General features: G+C 71.5%; 13 protein-coding genes. 7 read left to right on the top strand and 6 right to left on the bottom strand.

The window, feature by feature from the left end; genetic code table 11:
- Positions 1–8 precede the first annotated feature (8 nt).
- Together QF032_RS02425 and QF032_RS02420 are read left to right on the top strand one after the other, a co-directional pair.
- Positions 9–989: an ABC transporter substrate-binding protein gene (locus QF032_RS02425; RefSeq protein ID WP_307039567.1), complete on the top strand. Its 981-nt coding sequence runs from the start codon at positions 9–11 to the stop codon at positions 987–989.
- Positions 990–1,119: 130 nt separating this feature from the next.
- On the top strand, positions 1,120–1,383 hold the full coding sequence (locus tag QF032_RS02420; protein WP_373430277.1) for a hypothetical protein: 264 nt from the start codon (positions 1,120–1,122) through the stop codon (positions 1,381–1,383).
- A 247-nt stretch (positions 1,384–1,630) separates the two neighbouring features.
- Here the strand turns inward: QF032_RS02420 and QF032_RS02415 are convergent, their stop codons facing one another.
- Together QF032_RS02415 and ctaD are read right to left on the bottom strand one after the other, a co-directional pair.
- Entirely contained in the window at positions 1,631–1,801 is a 171-nt protein-coding gene (locus tag QF032_RS02415) for a DUF5670 family protein (protein ID WP_057580461.1), read from the bottom strand.
- Between the two features lie 134 nt (positions 1,802–1,935).
- Positions 1,936–3,648 (bottom strand): aa3-type cytochrome oxidase subunit I, encoded by a 1,713-nt coding sequence (gene ctaD, locus QF032_RS02410; RefSeq protein WP_307054678.1) that lies wholly within the window; start codon positions 3,646–3,648, stop codon positions 1,936–1,938.
- A gap of 445 nt (positions 3,649–4,093) precedes the next feature.
- Here ctaD and QF032_RS02405 point away from each other — a divergent pair, with 445 nt between their 5' ends.
- The 5 genes from QF032_RS02405 (at position 4,094) to QF032_RS02385 (ending at position 11,680) form a co-directional block, all read left to right on the top strand.
- Positions 4,094–5,794, top strand: coding sequence for a S1 family peptidase (locus tag QF032_RS02405; RefSeq protein ID WP_307054676.1), 1,701 nt, complete (start codon positions 4,094–4,096; stop codon positions 5,792–5,794).
- A 4-nt stretch (positions 5,795–5,798) separates the two neighbouring features.
- Positions 5,799–7,949 (top strand): tetratricopeptide repeat protein, encoded by a 2,151-nt coding sequence (locus QF032_RS02400; RefSeq protein WP_307039560.1) that lies wholly within the window; start codon positions 5,799–5,801, stop codon positions 7,947–7,949.
- Between the two features lie 115 nt (positions 7,950–8,064).
- Positions 8,065–9,486, top strand: a complete 1,422-nt coding sequence (locus QF032_RS02395; protein WP_307054674.1) for a VWA domain-containing protein — start codon at positions 8,065–8,067, stop codon at positions 9,484–9,486.
- On the top strand, positions 9,483–10,445 hold the full coding sequence (locus QF032_RS02390) for a hypothetical protein (protein WP_307039556.1): 963 nt from the start codon (positions 9,483–9,485) through the stop codon (positions 10,443–10,445). Before QF032_RS02395 ends, QF032_RS02390 begins: the two co-directional genes overlap by 4 nt.
- Positions 10,442–11,680 (top strand): extracellular solute-binding protein, encoded by a 1,239-nt coding sequence (locus QF032_RS02385; RefSeq protein WP_307054672.1) that lies wholly within the window; start codon positions 10,442–10,444, stop codon positions 11,678–11,680. The genes QF032_RS02390 and QF032_RS02385 overlap by 4 nt, the downstream gene beginning before the upstream one ends.
- Positions 11,681–11,759: 79 nt before the next feature.
- Here QF032_RS02385 and QF032_RS02380 read toward each other — a convergent pair whose 3' ends face one another.
- The 4 genes from QF032_RS02380 to QF032_RS02365 form a co-directional block, all read right to left on the bottom strand.
- A complete protein-coding gene (locus tag QF032_RS02380) occupies positions 11,760–12,686 on the bottom strand; it encodes an ABC transporter permease (RefSeq protein WP_306955308.1) in 927 nt (308 codons plus the stop codon).
- Positions 12,673–13,473, bottom strand: coding sequence for an ABC transporter ATP-binding protein (locus QF032_RS02375; RefSeq protein WP_307039552.1), 801 nt, complete (start codon positions 13,471–13,473; stop codon positions 12,673–12,675). Before QF032_RS02375 ends, QF032_RS02380 begins: the two co-directional genes overlap by 14 nt.
- A gap of 43 nt (positions 13,474–13,516) precedes the next feature.
- Positions 13,517–14,626, bottom strand: a complete 1,110-nt coding sequence (locus QF032_RS02370) for an aliphatic sulfonate ABC transporter substrate-binding protein (protein ID WP_307039549.1) — start codon at positions 14,624–14,626, stop codon at positions 13,517–13,519.
- 199 nt (positions 14,627–14,825) lie between these two features.
- Positions 14,826–14,963 carry a hypothetical protein gene (locus tag QF032_RS02365; protein WP_307039547.1) on the bottom strand — a complete coding sequence of 46 codons (138 nt, stop codon included), beginning with the start codon at positions 14,961–14,963 and terminating at the stop codon, positions 14,826–14,828.
- Between the last annotated feature and the right edge of the window lie 86 nt (positions 14,964–15,049).

Here is a 15,049-nt window from a genome sequence, read left to right as displayed (position 1 = left end):
TACAGGCCATGGCAAGGCAAGCGAAACACTGGAGAACCGCCGCGGTAGGCGTGGCGGTCCTCGGTCTCACCCTCACCGCCTGCGGCGGTGCGAAGGTCGGCGACAGCTCCTCGGGGTCCGGCGGCGGCGCGGACGGGTCCGGCAAGTGCGGCACCTTCAACCTCGCGGTCAACCCGTGGGTGGGCTACGAGGCGGACGCCGCGGTCGTCGCGTACGTCGCGGAGAACGACCTCCACTGCAAGGTCACCAAGAAGGACCTCAAGGAGGAGATCGCCTGGCAGGGCTTCGGGACGGGCGAGGTGGACGCCGTCCTGGAGAACTGGGGCCATGACGACCTGAAGAAGAAGTACATCACCGGCCAGAAGACCGCCGTGGAGGCCGGCCCTACCGGGAACAAGGGCATCATCGGCTGGTACGTGCCGCCGTGGCTGGCGAAGGCGCATCCCGACATCACCGACTGGAACAACCTGAACAAGTACGCCGCGAACTTCAAGACCTCGGAGTCGGGAGGCAAGGGCCAGCTTCTCGACGGCGACCCGTCGTACGTGACCAACGACGAGGCGCTGGTGAAGAACCTGAAGCTGGACTTCAAGGTGGTGTACGCGGGCAGTGAGACCGCGCTCATCCAGGCCTACCGCAAGGCCGAGAAGAACAAGGAATGGGTGATCGGCTACTTCTACGAGCCCCAGTGGTTCCTCTCCGAGGTGCCGCTCGTGAAGGTGAACCTGCCTGCCTACAAGACGGGTTGCGACGCCGACGCGGAGAAGATCGCGTGCGACTACCCGGTCTACACGCTGGACAAGATCGTCAGTGCGAAGTTCGCCAAGTCCGGCAGCCCGGCCTACGACCTCGTGAAGAAGTTCAACTGGACGAACGACGACCAGAACGTCGTGGCCAAGTACATCGCCGTCGACAAGATGACCCCCGAGGCCGCGGCCAAGAAGTGGGTCGAGGCCAACCGCGCCAAGGTGGACGCCTGGATCAAGTGAGGCCGCCTGGACGCATGGTCCCCGCTCGACGGTTCCGGCGACCCCGGCAAGTCGTCCGCGTCCTTCCGGTGGAGGGCGCGGATCGGGGTACCTGGCCGACATGGCATCGAAAATCGATCACGCTGAATCCGTGCGTGCCGTGCGGCAGTTGCGGCGCATCCGCCCCGTCTACGCAGGCGGCGCCGTCCTGTGGGCCGCGTCGGCGGGCTGGACGGGATGGGAGGACCCGGGGAGCCGTCAGATGTGGGTGTCGGTGCTCTTCCTCGTCGTCTTCACGGGACTGCTGTCCGTGACGTCCCTGTGGCTGGGCCGGGGGCGGCTCTCCCGGGCGAGCGAACCGGTGCACCATGCCGCGCCGCGCAGGACCGCCTGGCGCCCTCACGTCAACGCCTGAACCACCGGACGACACGGACGACTCGGGGCCGGCGCCTGCTGGAGGCGCCGGGGTTCCCTGCCGGCACAGGCTCCGGCCCCGAGCTGATCAGCCACCTACCCGTAGGCCGGCCGACGATACGGGCGGGTGTGTGAGCGTCGGGTGAGGTTGCTGCGCACATGCGGGTGGGGCGCACCGGTGTCCGGTGCGCCCCACCCGTATTTTCATGCCGCGTCCGCCGGCGTGTGTCGGCGTGTGCCGACCCGCTCTACCAGCGGTACCAGCGGCCCCGTGTCCCGCCTGCCCCGGTCGACCGGGCGAAGAAGCCGACCAGCCAGACCACGAGGACGATCACGGCGATCCACCACAGCGCCTTGAGGGCGAACCCGGCGCCGAAGAGGATCAGGGCGAGCAGAAGAACCAGCAGCAAGGGAACCATGGTTATCAACCTCCGTTCCGCCGTGTGCCCCGCCCCGCGCCCCGCATGCCTCCCATCTTTATCTGTTTCTTATCTCCCGACGGGGGCACGCTGACGGGTTCGCCGCCTCGGCACCGTCCGCCGCCTGCCCCGCGTCACCGCGGGCCGCTCTTGTGACCCTCCGCGTCGACCGCGTCGCGCCGGCCCTCGTTCTCCCCCTGCTCGATCTCCGCGAGCTCGGGGTGGTGCAGGTCGAAGGCCGGGGACTCGGAGCGGATGCGCGGCAGCGCGACGAAGTTGTGGCGCGGCGGCGGGCAGGCGGTGGCCCACTCCAGTGAGCGGCCGTACCCCCACGGGTCGTCGACCTCGACCTTCCTGCCGTATCTCGCGGTCCTCCAGACGTTGTAGAGGAACGGGAGAGTGGACAGGCCGAGCAGGAAGGCGCCGATGGAGGAGACGGTGTTGAGGGCGGTGAAACCGTCGGCGGCCAGGTAGTCGGCGTAACGGCGGGGCATGCCCTCGGCGCCCAGCCAGTGCTGCACCAGGAACGTGGTGTGGAAGCCCACGAACAACGTCCAGAAGTGGATCTTCTCCAGTCGGTGGTCGAGCATCGTGCCCGTCATCTTCGGCCACCAGAAGCTGAAGCCGCCGAACATGGCGAAGACGATCGTGCCGAAGAGCACGTAGTGGAAGTGGGCGACCACGAAGTAGCTGTCGGTGACATGGAAGTCCATCGGCGGCGAAGCGAGGAGGACGCCGGTCAGACCGCCGAAGAGGAACGTGACCAGGAAGCCGGCCGCCCACAGCATCGGCGGCTCGAAGGAGATCGACCCGTTCCACATCGTGCCGATCCAGTTGAAGAACTTCACGCCCGTGGGCACGGCGATCAGGAAGCTCATGAAGGAGAAGAACGGCAGCAGCACGGCCTGCGTGGCGAACATGTGGTGGGCCCACACGGTCGCGGACAGGCCCGTGATGGTGATGGTGGCGCCGACCAGCCCCATGTAGCCGAAGACCGGCTTGCGGGAGAAGACGGGGATGATCTCGCTGATCACCCCGAAGAACGGCAGGGCGAGGATGTAGACCTCGGGGTGGCCGAAGAACCAGAAGAGGTGCTGCCACAGGATCGCCCCGCCGTTGCCCGGGTCGAAGACGAGCGCCCCGAACTTCCGGTCCGCCTCCAGGACGAGCAGGGCGGCCGCCAGAACGGGGAAGGCGAGCAGGACGAGCACCGACGTCAGCAGCACGTTCCAGGTGAAGATCGGCATGCGGAACATGGTCATGCCGGGGGCGCGCATGCAGATGATCGTGGTGATGAAGTTGACCGCACCGAGGATGGTGCCGAACCCCGCCAGCGCGAGCCCCATGATCCACAGGTCGCCGCCGAGATAGGCGGTGTGGTCACCGCCGCTGAGCGGGGTGTACGCCGTCCAGCCGAAGTCGGCCGCGCCCTGCGGGGTGAGGAAACTGGAGAGGACGATCAGCCCGCCGAAGGCGAACAGCCAGTACGCGAACATGTTCAGCCGGGGGAAGGCGACGTCCGGGGAGCCGATCTGCAACGGCATGATCGCGTTGGCGAACCCGGCGAACGTCGGCGTCGCGAACAGCAGCAGCATGATCGTGCCGTGCATGGTGAACGACTGGTTGTACTGCTCCTGGGACAGGAACTGCAGCCCCGGCCGGGCCAGTTCCGCTCGGACCGCCATCGCAAGCGCCCCTCCGGCGAGGAAGAACGCGAACGACGTCACCAGGTAGAGGTGACCGATCTTCTTGTGGTCGGTCGTGGTCAGCCAGGACACGACCGCGTGCCCCCGGCTGCGGCGCTCGGCGGCGGGGACGGGGGCAACGGGTTCGGTATGGGTCGCCATCAGATTCCTCGATCGGCAGCACTGCACGGGCGATGAGGGCGAAGGCCGACAAGGCCGCTCGTGTGCCCCGCCCCACCGGTGGAGCTTCGGGCGTCGGCGTAACCCGCCCAGCGCAAAGTAGTCCCGTCGGCACCTGCGCCCCTTCCGCCGGGACGCGTTTGTGGTCACGACGGGTGAGCGGTTCATCCGCCCGGCCGAGCCGGGACGTCCCCGGCGTTTCGCGCGCCGTGCCGGCGAGGGGGCGCAGGCCCTGTGCCGACGCGACGCGGTCAGCCCGTGCGTCCGTGCCCACCCGCGCCGGCCCGCCGGCCGCCCCGGTGAGCGGGACGGCCGTCGAGCCGGCCGGGATCCCGCCGGCCGGCGCATGGTCCGCGCCTGTGCGCGGGTGGAACCGCGTTCGCGTCATCTCGGGCCCCTGGGACGGGAGTTGTCCTACTGTTGAGGGATGGCGCTGCATCACCACAGTGAGAACGCGTGGCGGGTGAGGGTGGACGACGAGCGTGGGGCTCCCTGCGGTGCCGGGGTGCTGCTCGACGACCGGCACGTGCTGACCTGCGCTCATGTCGTCCGGTACGCGGGAGCGCAGCCGCAGGGCACGGCGTCCTGCGTACGGATCAGGAGTGTGGCCTGCGGTCCGGAGTGGACCCGCACCGCGCGCGTGGTCCCCGGATCGTGGGTGCACGAGCACGGCACACGGCGCGGGGACGTGGCGCTGCTCGTACTCGACGAGCCCGTCGACTGCGCGACCAGGACCACCCTGTGGAAGGTGCCGATCTCCGGCGGCAGGGTGCGGGTGTACGGCTTCCCGCAGGCCGAGCCCTACGGCATGGCCACCGACGCCGAACTGGCCGGTTCCGGCGGACGGGAGGGTGAATGGGGCCTGCTGAGGCAGATCCGCGCCGGTGACCCGTGGATCGAGGCGGGCTACTCCGGCGCCGGAGTCATTGCGCTGGACGGCGAGTTCAAGGGCAGAGTCATCGGCATCGTGGTGGCCGACTACGTCAACGGCGACGCCCGGGCGGCCTGGATGCTGCCGACCGAGACGCTGCTGACGTACCTGCCGAGCATCAAGGAGTTCACCGGCGGCCACCGTACCGACGAACTCGGCCCGTCCGGCGGCGAGTTGCCCCAGGACGTGCTGCACGACCCGCTGCGTCTCGCGCTCACCCAGGAGCTCACGCGCCTGCTCGACGGCGACTGGTCGGGCACCGTGGCCGTCGGCACCGACGCCTCGGTCGGCGCGGGCTCCTCGTGGCTGGTGCGACTCGTGCGCACGGCCGACCCGGCGGCCCGCGCGACCGTGTCCGACGCCGAGCTGACCGAGGCCCCCGGGGACACCGTGCTGGGACTCGGCTCCATCGACGCGGCGTACGACGCCTGCGGCAGGTCGGTCGCCGAGGTGCGCCGGTACCTGACGGGCCGGTTCGGACTGCGCGCGGAGGACGACCGCGAGGCGGTCCGCCGGCTGGCGCGTCGCCGGCCTCCCGCCTGCCTCGTGGTGGGCCGCGTCGACCGGGCGGCCGACCCGGACGCACTCGTACGGGATCTGCTCGGGCCGCTGGCCCGGCGGGCCCGCTCGAGCGGCCTGCGTCTGGTCCTGGGTTTCGAGGACCGGCCCCCGCAAGACCTCGCCCATGACGTGTCCCTCGACCCGGCCCCCATCGTCGGTTCGGCCTCCGCGAGCGTGACCTCGGCCCAGGCGCAGACGGCGGTCGGACAGCTCGCCGCCGAGGAGGAGGCGGCGGCCCGGCTGTGGGCGCGGTGGGGCGAGAAGTTCTTCGGCGCGCCCCGCCCGCCCCGCAGCGCCGCACCCCGCCTGCGGATCCGGCTGGCCGTCGCCCGGACCACCGAGCCGAACGCCGAGCTCACCGCGGTCCACGACCGGGCCCTCGAAGCCCGCGCCGAGGTCGCCGCCTTCGACCGGGCGCTGCGGCGGATGGTCGACGACTACGCCGACCTCTGCACGAGCCTCGAACTGCACCGGGTGCGCGCGGCGCGGTTGTTCGGCGAGGAGGACCGGCGGCTCGCCGAGCTGTACGCCCCCGCGGCGCGCGCGCTGCAGACCGTGCCGATCGACCTCGCGGCCGCCCGCAGGCGGGTCCGGCTCTACATCGACGAGGTCAACCGCCGGATCGACGAAGGGTGACGCCTTGCTGAGGTGCAACCGCCCCGACTGCGGCCTGGGCGAGATCGACAAGCAGGGCTTCTGCCCGAAGTGCGACAAGCGCCCGCTGCCGCGGGAAGGCGCCGTCTCGCCCGCCGGCGTGGCGCAGGAACAGCGCGCAGGCTCGGCGCGGGGCGTCAGCGTCGGCGTGGCGCAGGTGCGCCCGGACCCCTGGTACGGCCTCGACCTGATCGATTCCGGCCTCACCGCCGACCCTCCTGACCCGCCGCTCCCCGTGGCGGGCCCGGTCGCCGAGGAGCACCGGTTCTGCGCGAATCCCGTCTGCGGGCAGCCGGTGGGCCGAGGGCACGGCGGGGAGCCCGGCCGCACCGCGGGCTACTGCGCGAACTGCGGAACCCGCTTCGACTTCGCCCAGCCGCACGGCCTCACCATCGCCGGCCGCTACGACGTCGAGCGGGTCCTCGGCTCGGGGGCCTACGGCGCCGCGTATCTCGCACACGACCGCAACCTCGAGACGCAGGTGGTCCTCAAGGCGCTGAACCGGTCGGTGGCCAGGACGGCCGAGCACGAGCGGGACGTGCTGGTCGGGCTCCGGCACGACAGCATCGTCCGCATCCTCGGCTACGAACCCCAGGGGCCCCACCTCGTGCTCGAGTACGTGCCGGGCGTCGCCCTGTCGGCGCGCGACGGAGACCGGCTCGAGACGCTCCTCGCGCACGGCGTCCGCCTCCTCCAGGCGCTCGACTACCTGCACGCCAGAGGGCTGCTGCACTGCGACGTCAAACCCCTGAACGTCATCCGGTTCCGGGAGGAGGGCTCCGCGGGCTCCGCCCGGCCGCTGGACCGGGTGCGGCTCATCGACTTCGGTGCGGTGCGCTCCCAGGAGGAGGCCGGTCCGATCGTCGCCTACACCAAGGCGTACGCGCCCCCCGAGGACGACCCTGAGCACGTGAAGCCCACCCCCGGATTCGACCTGTACGGCCTCGGCATGACGCTGCGGGAGGTGTGCCGCTCGCACGGGATCGACCGAGCGGCGCCGGGAGTCGACTCGCTGATGCTGCTGCTGGACCGTGCCACGGACATCGTCGTGCCCGAGCGACGATTCGTTTCGGCACGCCAGTTCGGCGAGCAGCTCAGCGGGGTGGTCCGGCAGATCGTGGCGGCGCCGCCGGTCGGCCGGCAGGTGGCCCGCCCGTCGGCGCTGTTCGGCTCGATGACGGAGCCCCTGCACGGCGGGCTGGGCACGGCGCGTCCCCTCGACCACTGGGTCCGGGCGACCGTGGCCGGGGACGCCCTGCTGACCCTGCCCGCGCCGTTCTCCTGCCCGGGCCCTCGCGACATGGCGGGCGCACTCCCCACGCCCCTGTCCGACCCCGACGATCCGCGCATCGGCGACGCGGCCGGAAACGCGCTGGCCGAGAGCCGGCTCGCGCTGCGCCGCAGGGACGTCACCCGGGCCGCGCAGGCGCTCACGCGCGCGGGACTGCCCGACTGGCACTGGCTGCACGCCTGGTACTCCGGCCTGATCGCGTTGGCCCGCGAGGACGTGCCCAGAGCCGCCGGCCACTTCACCGAGGTGCGACGGGCCCTGCCGGGTGAGCTGATCCCGCAGCTCGCGCTCGGCCTGTGCGCCGAGTTCCGCGACGACCACGAGGTCGCCCGCTCGCACTACGGCACCGTCTTCGACACCACGCCCGCGCTCGGCGCGGCCGGTTTCGGGCTGGCCCGGGTGCACCTGCTGTCCGGCCGGCGCGCGGAAGCGGTGGCCACCGCGGAACGGCTCACCCAGGAGTTCCGCTACGAGCGCGAGGCGCGGGTCGCGATCGTCCGCCTGCTGGTCACCGTCCCCGCCCGGCAGACCCCACCCGCCCCGCCGACGCACGACGACCTGACAGACGCCCGTGCGGCGCTGGACGGCCTCCAGGTGGACGACGCCGCGGCCGCCGGCCTCGAGGCGGAGATCCGGTACGCCGAGTTCCTGCGCGCCCACGACCGGCTGAGGCTGTCGGAAGCGGTCCGGGGGCTGGGTGCGCACGCTCCCACCGAGCGCGCGTACGTGGCCCTGGTGGACCTGGCGAACCGACTGCGCCCGGCGCTGGAATGGAGGTGGCCGGCGTTGCGCAGGCGAACCGGTCGTTCCCGTGTCGAAGCGAGACCCGACACGCTAGGCTTCTGAGTCGCTACGCACGGGCACGCGGAGATGCGCAGGATCACGGGGAAACACGGGACACAGTCGGGTGGTGCCGGTGGGGGACAGGCCGCCGTTGACAGGGCTCAGCTTCGAAGTGGACGTGGACGCGCCTGCCGACCTGGCCCACGACGCGACGCGCGCCGACGCCCTCGTCACCGTCCGGGCCCGTCCGGCCGCCGGGCAGGCGTCGCGGACGCAGACCGCCGAGGTCCTCATCATGGACAAGTCGCTGTCCATGGCCGGGCACGGCAAGCTGGACGAGGCCAAACGCGCCATGTGCGCGGCCGTCGACACCTTGCGGGACGGGACACTCCTCGGGATCGTCGCGGGCCATCACGAGGCCGAGGTCGTCTTCCCCGTCACCGGCCGCCTCGCGTCGGTCGACGCCGACACCCGGCAGGAGGCCAAGAGCCGGATCATCGGCCAGCTGGCCGAGGGCGGCACGGCGATCGGGAAGTGGCTGGCCTGCGCGGACCGCCTCTTCGCGTCGGTGACCTCGCCCGGCGTCGTACGCCACGCGGTGCTCTACACGGACGGCAAGGACGAGCACGAGACGCCCGAACAACTGGGCAGCGTCCTGGAGACGTGCACCGACCGGTTCGTCTGCGACGCGCTGGGGCTCGGCGAGGACTGGAACTACGCGGAGCTGCTCAGGATCACCCAGGCACTGCACGGAAGCGCGCAAGCCGTAGTCACCGCCTCCGACCTCGCACAGGACTTCACCCGGACCATGCGGCAGGCCCAGCGCATCGTCGTGCCCCGTGTCTACCTGGGCCTGCGCCTCAACAGCCGGTTCCGGCTGGGCTTCGTACGCCAGACCCGCCCCGTGGAGGCGGAACTGACGGCTCGCCGGCAGCACGGCGACGAGATCCACATACCCCTCGGCTCCTGGCCGCCGGAAACCCGCCAGTACCAGGTGTCCCTGCGTTTCGACCCCGACACGCTGACCGTCGAGGAGGACCTGCGCGCCGCCCGCATCACGCTGCACTCCGAGCAGCCCGACGGGACACGCGTGCCGTGCAGCGAGCCCGGGGCCATGGTCGTACGGCGGCGCGGGACACCCGGGTTCGGCATCCCGCCGTCCGCCGATCTCACCCGCGTGGAGAACGAGCACGAGCTGGGCATGGCGATGCGGGCCTGCGCGGACGCCCAGCAGAAGGGGCAACGCGAACGCGCGGACCGGGAACTGCGTATCGCGATACGACTGGCCGAGGAACTCCGCGACACCGCGCGCCTGCGGCTGCTGCGCTCGGTGTCGGTCATCGGCCCCGACAACCTGCCGCACATGCACAGCGACGTCTCCCGTGGCCAGGTGCAACGACTGGGACTCGACTCGACCAGGACCGCGGCCCCGCCCGACGACGCGGTGGGGCTCCCGCCCGCCGACGGCGACGTCGTCCGCCGCTGCCCCCGGTGCGGTACGACGCCGTCGACGCGCTCGGCGAAGTTCTGCGAGAAGTGCGGCCACCCCCTCGACGCGACGGCGGACGAGCCGGACGGCGGGCCGGTGGACGCCTCGTGAGCGCCACGGCCGGCCGGCCCCGGCGGTCCTTCCACGAGAGGGCCTCCGAGGGGCGGCGGCGGGCGCGCGCCGTCCATCCCGTCAGAGTGCTGCGGTGGCTCAGGGCGGGCGTGCTCGCCATGGTGGCGGCCACGGCGCTGCTGTACCTGCTGGTGTCGGCGCAGGCCGGAGAACAGATGGCCGCCGCCAGGCGCACCGAGGCAGCCGTCGAGGACATCGAACAGGCCCGCGGCACGGCCGTCGCGGCAGAGGCGGCGCTCGCCAAGGTCGCCGCCACCCGGCAGGTCACGCTGATCGGCACGGGCACCGAGTTCGCCAACGACACCGCGCGGGTGAACACCCTCGTCACCTCGGCGGCCGGGGGCAACGCGGCGGGCAACCGGGGACGCACCCAGTTCGAGTACGTCCAGGGCCAGTTGACCACCTGCCTGCAACTGGCCAACACGGCGGTGCGCGACTACGCCCGCAGCGGCCCCGGCGTCCTCGACTCCGCGCGGCTGGCCCTGACCGCCCCCCGGGCGAAGGACCCGCGGACGGGGGAATGGATCCCCGGCACGGGTGGGCTCACGGCCTCCCTCACCGACCTGAAGGACCTGCAGAACGAAGCCCTCGACGCACAGAAGCGGTCGCGCTGGCTGAACCCGGTCTACGTCCGCTCCCTGCTCGTCGGGCCGACGGCCGTCATGCTCGTCTGCGTCCTGGCGACCGGCCGCGTGGTCGCCCGGCGCTTCCGGCGGTTCGTCGGCCTGCGCCTGGTCGTCGCCCTGGCCGCCACCGCGGCGGTCGGGATCACCGCCAGCCGGCTGAGCCGACGCGACGCCCTGGCCCTGCACCAGACCCCGCTGCTCGGGCACTGGCTGACCACCACGCTCGCGCTGGGCCTCCTCGCGGTCGCCGCGGTGCTCGCCTACCTCGGCTACCGCCCCCGTCTCTCCGAATACAGGTTTCCGCGCCCATGAAGAAGACGCTGACGGCGCGGCTCACGCGCTGTGTCCTGGTCCTCGGCCTGCTGCTGGCCGCGGCCGGCTGCGGCGGCGGGTCCGGGCGGCCCGACCGGGTGACGATCATGATTCCCTGGTCCGGCGACGAGTTCCAGGCCTTCTACTCGGTGCTGACGGCGTTCGAGAAGGAGACCGGCATCCAGGTGGACGTCCAGGTCACCCGCGCCCTGACCCAGCAGCTCGACGCCGCCGTGACGGCCGGGGCTCCGCCCGACCTCGCCATGCTGCCGAGCGTGGGAGCCGTCCACGGCTACGCGGAGAGGGGGAAGGGGAAGCAACGCGGACTGCAGCCGCTCGACGTGCCCACCGGCGCCTATCTGGAGCCCTTCCGCGGGCTGGCCACGGTGCGGGGCGAGGTCTACGCGGTGCCCGTCAAAGTGGACGTCAAGAGCCTCGCCTGGTTCGCGAGGGCGGCGACCGGACGGTCCGGGCCGCCCGATCTCGGCACGCCCGGGATCTGGTGCCTGGGACTGGAGTCCGGACCCACCTCCGGCTGGCCGGGCGCGGACTGGATCGCGGACATCCTCCTCGCCCGGACCGGCGCCGGGTTCTACACGAAGTGGCTGACCGGCGGTGAGAAGTGGCGGTCGACCCAGCTCGACGAGGCGTGGACCACCTGGCGCGCCCTCATGGGCGACGGCGTGCGGGGCGCGGCCGTCCGCAACTTCGGCGAGGCGGCCGCGGGAATGACCACGGCGCCCCCCAAGTGCTCCCTCGCGCACGGCGCGCTGTCCGCCATGGGCTTCGACCAGGGACACGCCCACGACTTCGTGACCTCCTCCCCGACCCGCCGACTGGAGGTCTCGGCGGACTTCGTCGGCATGTTCACCGACGACAACCCGAGTGCCGAGGCGTTCATCGCCTTCCTCGCCGGGACGAGGGCCCAGCAACTGTGGGTGGACCAGGAGGCGGGCGCGGCCTTCTCCGCCGACGGTCACGTCACCCGTTACGCCACCCCGGTGCAGCGGCGGATAGCCGGGATGCTCAGGCCGCACTCCGGCTACACCCTGTGCTTCGGCGCCGCCGACGCGATGACGCCCGACGTGTCGGCCGCGTTCTACCGGGCCGTCCTCGACTACGCGACCGCCGCGACGAAGGACCCCGACCGGTACCTCGCGGATCTCGACCAGGTCCAGGAGAAGCTGGGGAGTTCCCCCGTTCCCCGCGAAAAGCTCTGCGCCGGCCCGAGCTGAGGCCGCGGCCCCCGCCGTCGCCCCCGACCTCGCCCCCGGTCCGGTGTCCGGCCCCGGTCCGGAGGCGTACGCCCTGCGGTCAGCGGGTCACCAGCAGTCCCCGGCTGCGCAGGACCCGCCGCTCCAGCGGGCTGAAGATCAGCAGGTCGATGGCGATGCCGACGAGCAGGATCAGGAAGATGGCCAGGAACACCTGCGGCATGCTCGAGTTGCTGCGTCCGTTCTCCAGCAGCTGACCGAGACCGACACCCAGGTCGGGTGAGGAGGCGATGATCTCGGCGGCCATCAGCGACCGCCAGGCGAACGCCCAGCCCTGCTTCAGACCCGCCAGATAGCCGGGGAGCGCCGCCGGCATCACGATGTGCCAGGCCCCGCGCAGCCCGGTCGCGCCCAGGGTGCGCCCGGCCCGCAGGAACAGCGGCGGGATCTGGTCGACGCCCGCCACGAGGCCGTTGGCGATGGACGGCACCGCGCCCAGCAGGATCACGGCGTACATCATCGAGTCGTCCAGCCCGAGCCAGATCACGGCGGGCGGCACCCAGGCCACCGAGGGCAGCGACTGCAGTCCCGACAGGATGGGGCCGATGGCCGCCCGGACGAACCGCACCCGGGCGACCAGCAGGCCCAGCGGGGTGCCGATGACGAGCGCCAGCAGGAACCCGAGCAGCCCGCGCGAGACGCTGGTCCAGATGTAGTCGAGCAGAGTGCCCTGCAACCAGGCGTCGCGGATCTCGCTGCCCACGTCGGCCGGCGAGGGCAGTTTGTAGTCGGGGGCGACCTCGAACCACACCAGCAGCTGCCAGACCGCCAGGACCAGGACGACGGCGGTGACGGGCGGCAGCACCTTGCGCAGCAGGGTCTCGCGCAGCGGCGTACGCGTGGTCTGCACCGTGTCCAGCGCGTCGAGTCCGGCTTCGAGCCCGGTCAGGTCGTGCGGGTCCCCGGGCCGTGCGGCTTCCGGGTGGCCGTCCTCGTCGACGGCGACGCCGCTGTCAGTGCTGGCCATGTCGGCGGATCTCCCTACGCAGTTCTTCGGTGATCTCGACGGACAGCTCGGCGACCGCGCTGTCCTCGATGCGGCGCGGCTGCGGAATGCCGATCGTCCACTCGCGGGCGATGCGTCCCGGCCGTGAGGACAGGAGCACCACCCGCTGGGCGAGGCGCACGGCCTCCCGCACGTTGTGCGTCACGAAGAGGACCGACAGTCCCGTCTCGCGCCAGATACGGGTCAGTTCGTCGTGCAGCACGTCACGGGTGATGGCGTCGAGGGCCGCGAACGGCTCGTCCATCAGCAGCAGCCGGCTGTCCTGGGCCAGCGCACGGGCCAGGGCCACGCGCTGGCGCATTCCGCCGGAGAGTTCGTGCACGCGCTTGCCGTACGCGCCCCGCAGCCGGACGAGGTCCAGGAGCCGTTCCGCCTCCTGGCGGCGTTCGGGCGCGGCGATGCCCCGCAGTTTCAGGGCGAGTTCGATGTTCTTGCCCGCGGTCAGCCACGGGAACAGGGCGTGTTCCTGGAACATCAGGGCGGGCCGGCCGTCCGTGGCGATCGAGCCGGCGGACGGCCGGTCCAGTCCCGCGACCAGGTTGAGCAGCGTGGACTTTCCGCAGCCGGAGGCCCCCAGGAGGGTGACGAACTCGCCGGGTGCGACATCGAGGGTGATGTCGTCCAGCACGAGCTGCTGTCCGCCGGGAGCGCCCGGGGCGGGAAAGGACTTCGAGACGTGCGCGATGCGGGCGGCGGCGTGGGTCGCCGCCGTGGCGTTCTCGGCAGCCTGGGCGATCGTGGTGGCCATGGTCGTCACCTCCTGGGAGCTGTTCGGTTGTGGTGGCGGTGCGTTACTCGGCGCCGAGACCGGCGTCGCTGACCCCGGGCTTGCCCGCGGCCTTGAGGACCTTGTCGAGGGGCGTGAGGTCGTAGATGCCCTTCAGGTCGGGCTTCTCCAGCAGACCGGCCTTGACGGCGTGCTGCGCCTCGGTGTCGAGCGTGGCGGCCAGCGGGTCGTCGAGGAAGGTGATGGACTTCCAGGCCGGGTCGAGGACGTCGGCGGGCAGCGCCTTGCCCGACAGCTTCTCCAGCGCCGTGTTGGCGGACGCCTTCGCCTTGTCGGGGTTGGCGTTGATCCACTCGTTGGTCTTCACCGAGCCGCGCAGCACGGCCTCGACGACGTCCGGGTGCTCCTTGAGGAACTTCTGCGACACGATGATGTTCGTGATCACGAACTTGTTGTCCGGCCACAGCGTCGACTCGTCCAGCAGCACCTTGGCGCCCTCGGAGACCAGCTTGGACGCGGTCGGCTCGGGCACCCAGGCGCCGTCTATGGAACCGGACTTGTAGGCGTCGGGGGTGATCTTGTTGTCGGTGCGGACGACGGAGACGTCGCCCTTGCCGCTCTGTGCGTCGACCTTCCAGCCCTTCTCCGCGATCCAGTTGAGGAACGCGACGTCCTGGGTGTTGCCGAGCTGCGGGGTGGCGATCTTCTTGCCCTTGACGTCGTCGAGGGTCTTGATCTTCTCGGGGTTGACCACCAGCTTCACGCCGCCGGACGCCGAACCGCTGATGATGCGCAGGTTCTTGCCCTTGGACTTGGTGTAGCCGTTGATGGAGGGGGAGGGGCCGATCCAGCCGATGTCGATGGAGCCCGCGTTCAGCGCCTCGATCTCGGAGGGGCCGGCGTTGAAGGTGGACGCCTTGATCGTGGTGCCCCCGAGCTCCTTCTGGAACAGGCCCTCCTGGACGCCCACCAGGGCGGTGGCGTGCGTGAGGTTGGGGAAGTAGCCGATGCTGACCTCGTCGGCGGAGAGCTTCTTGGCATCCGCCGCCACCGCGGTCTGCTTGCCGCCGTCGTCGGTGGCCTCGGAGCCGTAGCCGCAGGCGGTGAGCAGGAGAGGCAGGGCGGCGAGGGCGGCGACGGTGCGCAGTGTGGCGAGCGGTCGTGCGGCAGACACGGCAGTGTCCTTTCGGGAAACGGAGCGCGGGGCGTTACGGGCGGGTCGGGACGACGGCGTTCCGCGTGCACCGGCGCACGGCACCTCGGCCGCCGACGGCTCAGGAGCCGTGGCGGGCCGGGTGACGGAGCGCGGGGGAGTGGGGGGAGCGGCGAGCCGGGGTTGTCCGGCGCGCCGAGTGCGGCGGCCGGACGGGAGTTCAGCGCTGGTGCGCGGACATGCGGCTGCGGTGACGTCGCAAGGGCCGACAGAAGGCGCTGGAGGTGCGGCCGAAGTCGATGTGACGGCGCGAGGTCAGCAGGGGCAGCGCCCGGCCGGTGCGGTCGAACGATCCCATGGCCACCCCCTGATCCCTAGTATTCCTACCTGGCTTGTAGGGATCGTGGCAGAAGTGCGCGCTTCTCCCAAGGGGGTGTTCGTATA

This window comes from Streptomyces achromogenes (genome assembly GCF_030816715.1).
GTDB lineage: Bacteria > Actinomycetota > Actinomycetes > Streptomycetales > Streptomycetaceae > Streptomyces > Streptomyces achromogenes_A.
This window is presented reverse-complemented; position numbering and strand designations above follow the sequence as displayed.

What these genes read in the sequence shown, in the direction of transcription:
- QF032_RS02425 (WP_307039567.1), top strand. Translation starts at nt 9, where the DNA reads ATGGCAAGGCAAGCGAAACACTGGAGAACCGCCGCGGTAGGCGTGGCG.
- QF032_RS02405 (WP_307054676.1), top strand. Translation starts at nt 4,094, where the DNA reads ATGGCGCTGCATCACCACAGTGAGAACGCGTGGCGGGTGAGGGTGGAC.
- QF032_RS02365 (WP_307039547.1), bottom strand. Translation starts at nt 14,963, where the DNA reads ATGGGATCGTTCGACCGCACCGGCCGGGCGCTGCCCCTGCTGACCTCG.
- ctaD (WP_307054678.1), bottom strand. Translation starts at nt 3,648, where the DNA reads ATGGCGACCCATACCGAACCCGTTGCCCCCGTCCCCGCCGCCGAGCGC.
- QF032_RS02415 (WP_057580461.1), bottom strand. Translation starts at nt 1,801, where the DNA reads ATGGTTCCCTTGCTGCTGGTTCTTCTGCTCGCCCTGATCCTCTTCGGC.
- QF032_RS02380 (WP_306955308.1), bottom strand. Translation starts at nt 12,686, where the DNA reads ATGGCCAGCACTGACAGCGGCGTCGCCGTCGACGAGGACGGCCACCCG.
- QF032_RS02385 (WP_307054672.1), top strand. Translation starts at nt 10,442, where the DNA reads ATGAAGAAGACGCTGACGGCGCGGCTCACGCGCTGTGTCCTGGTCCTC.
- QF032_RS02375 (WP_307039552.1), bottom strand. Translation starts at nt 13,473, where the DNA reads ATGGCCACCACGATCGCCCAGGCTGCCGAGAACGCCACGGCGGCGACC.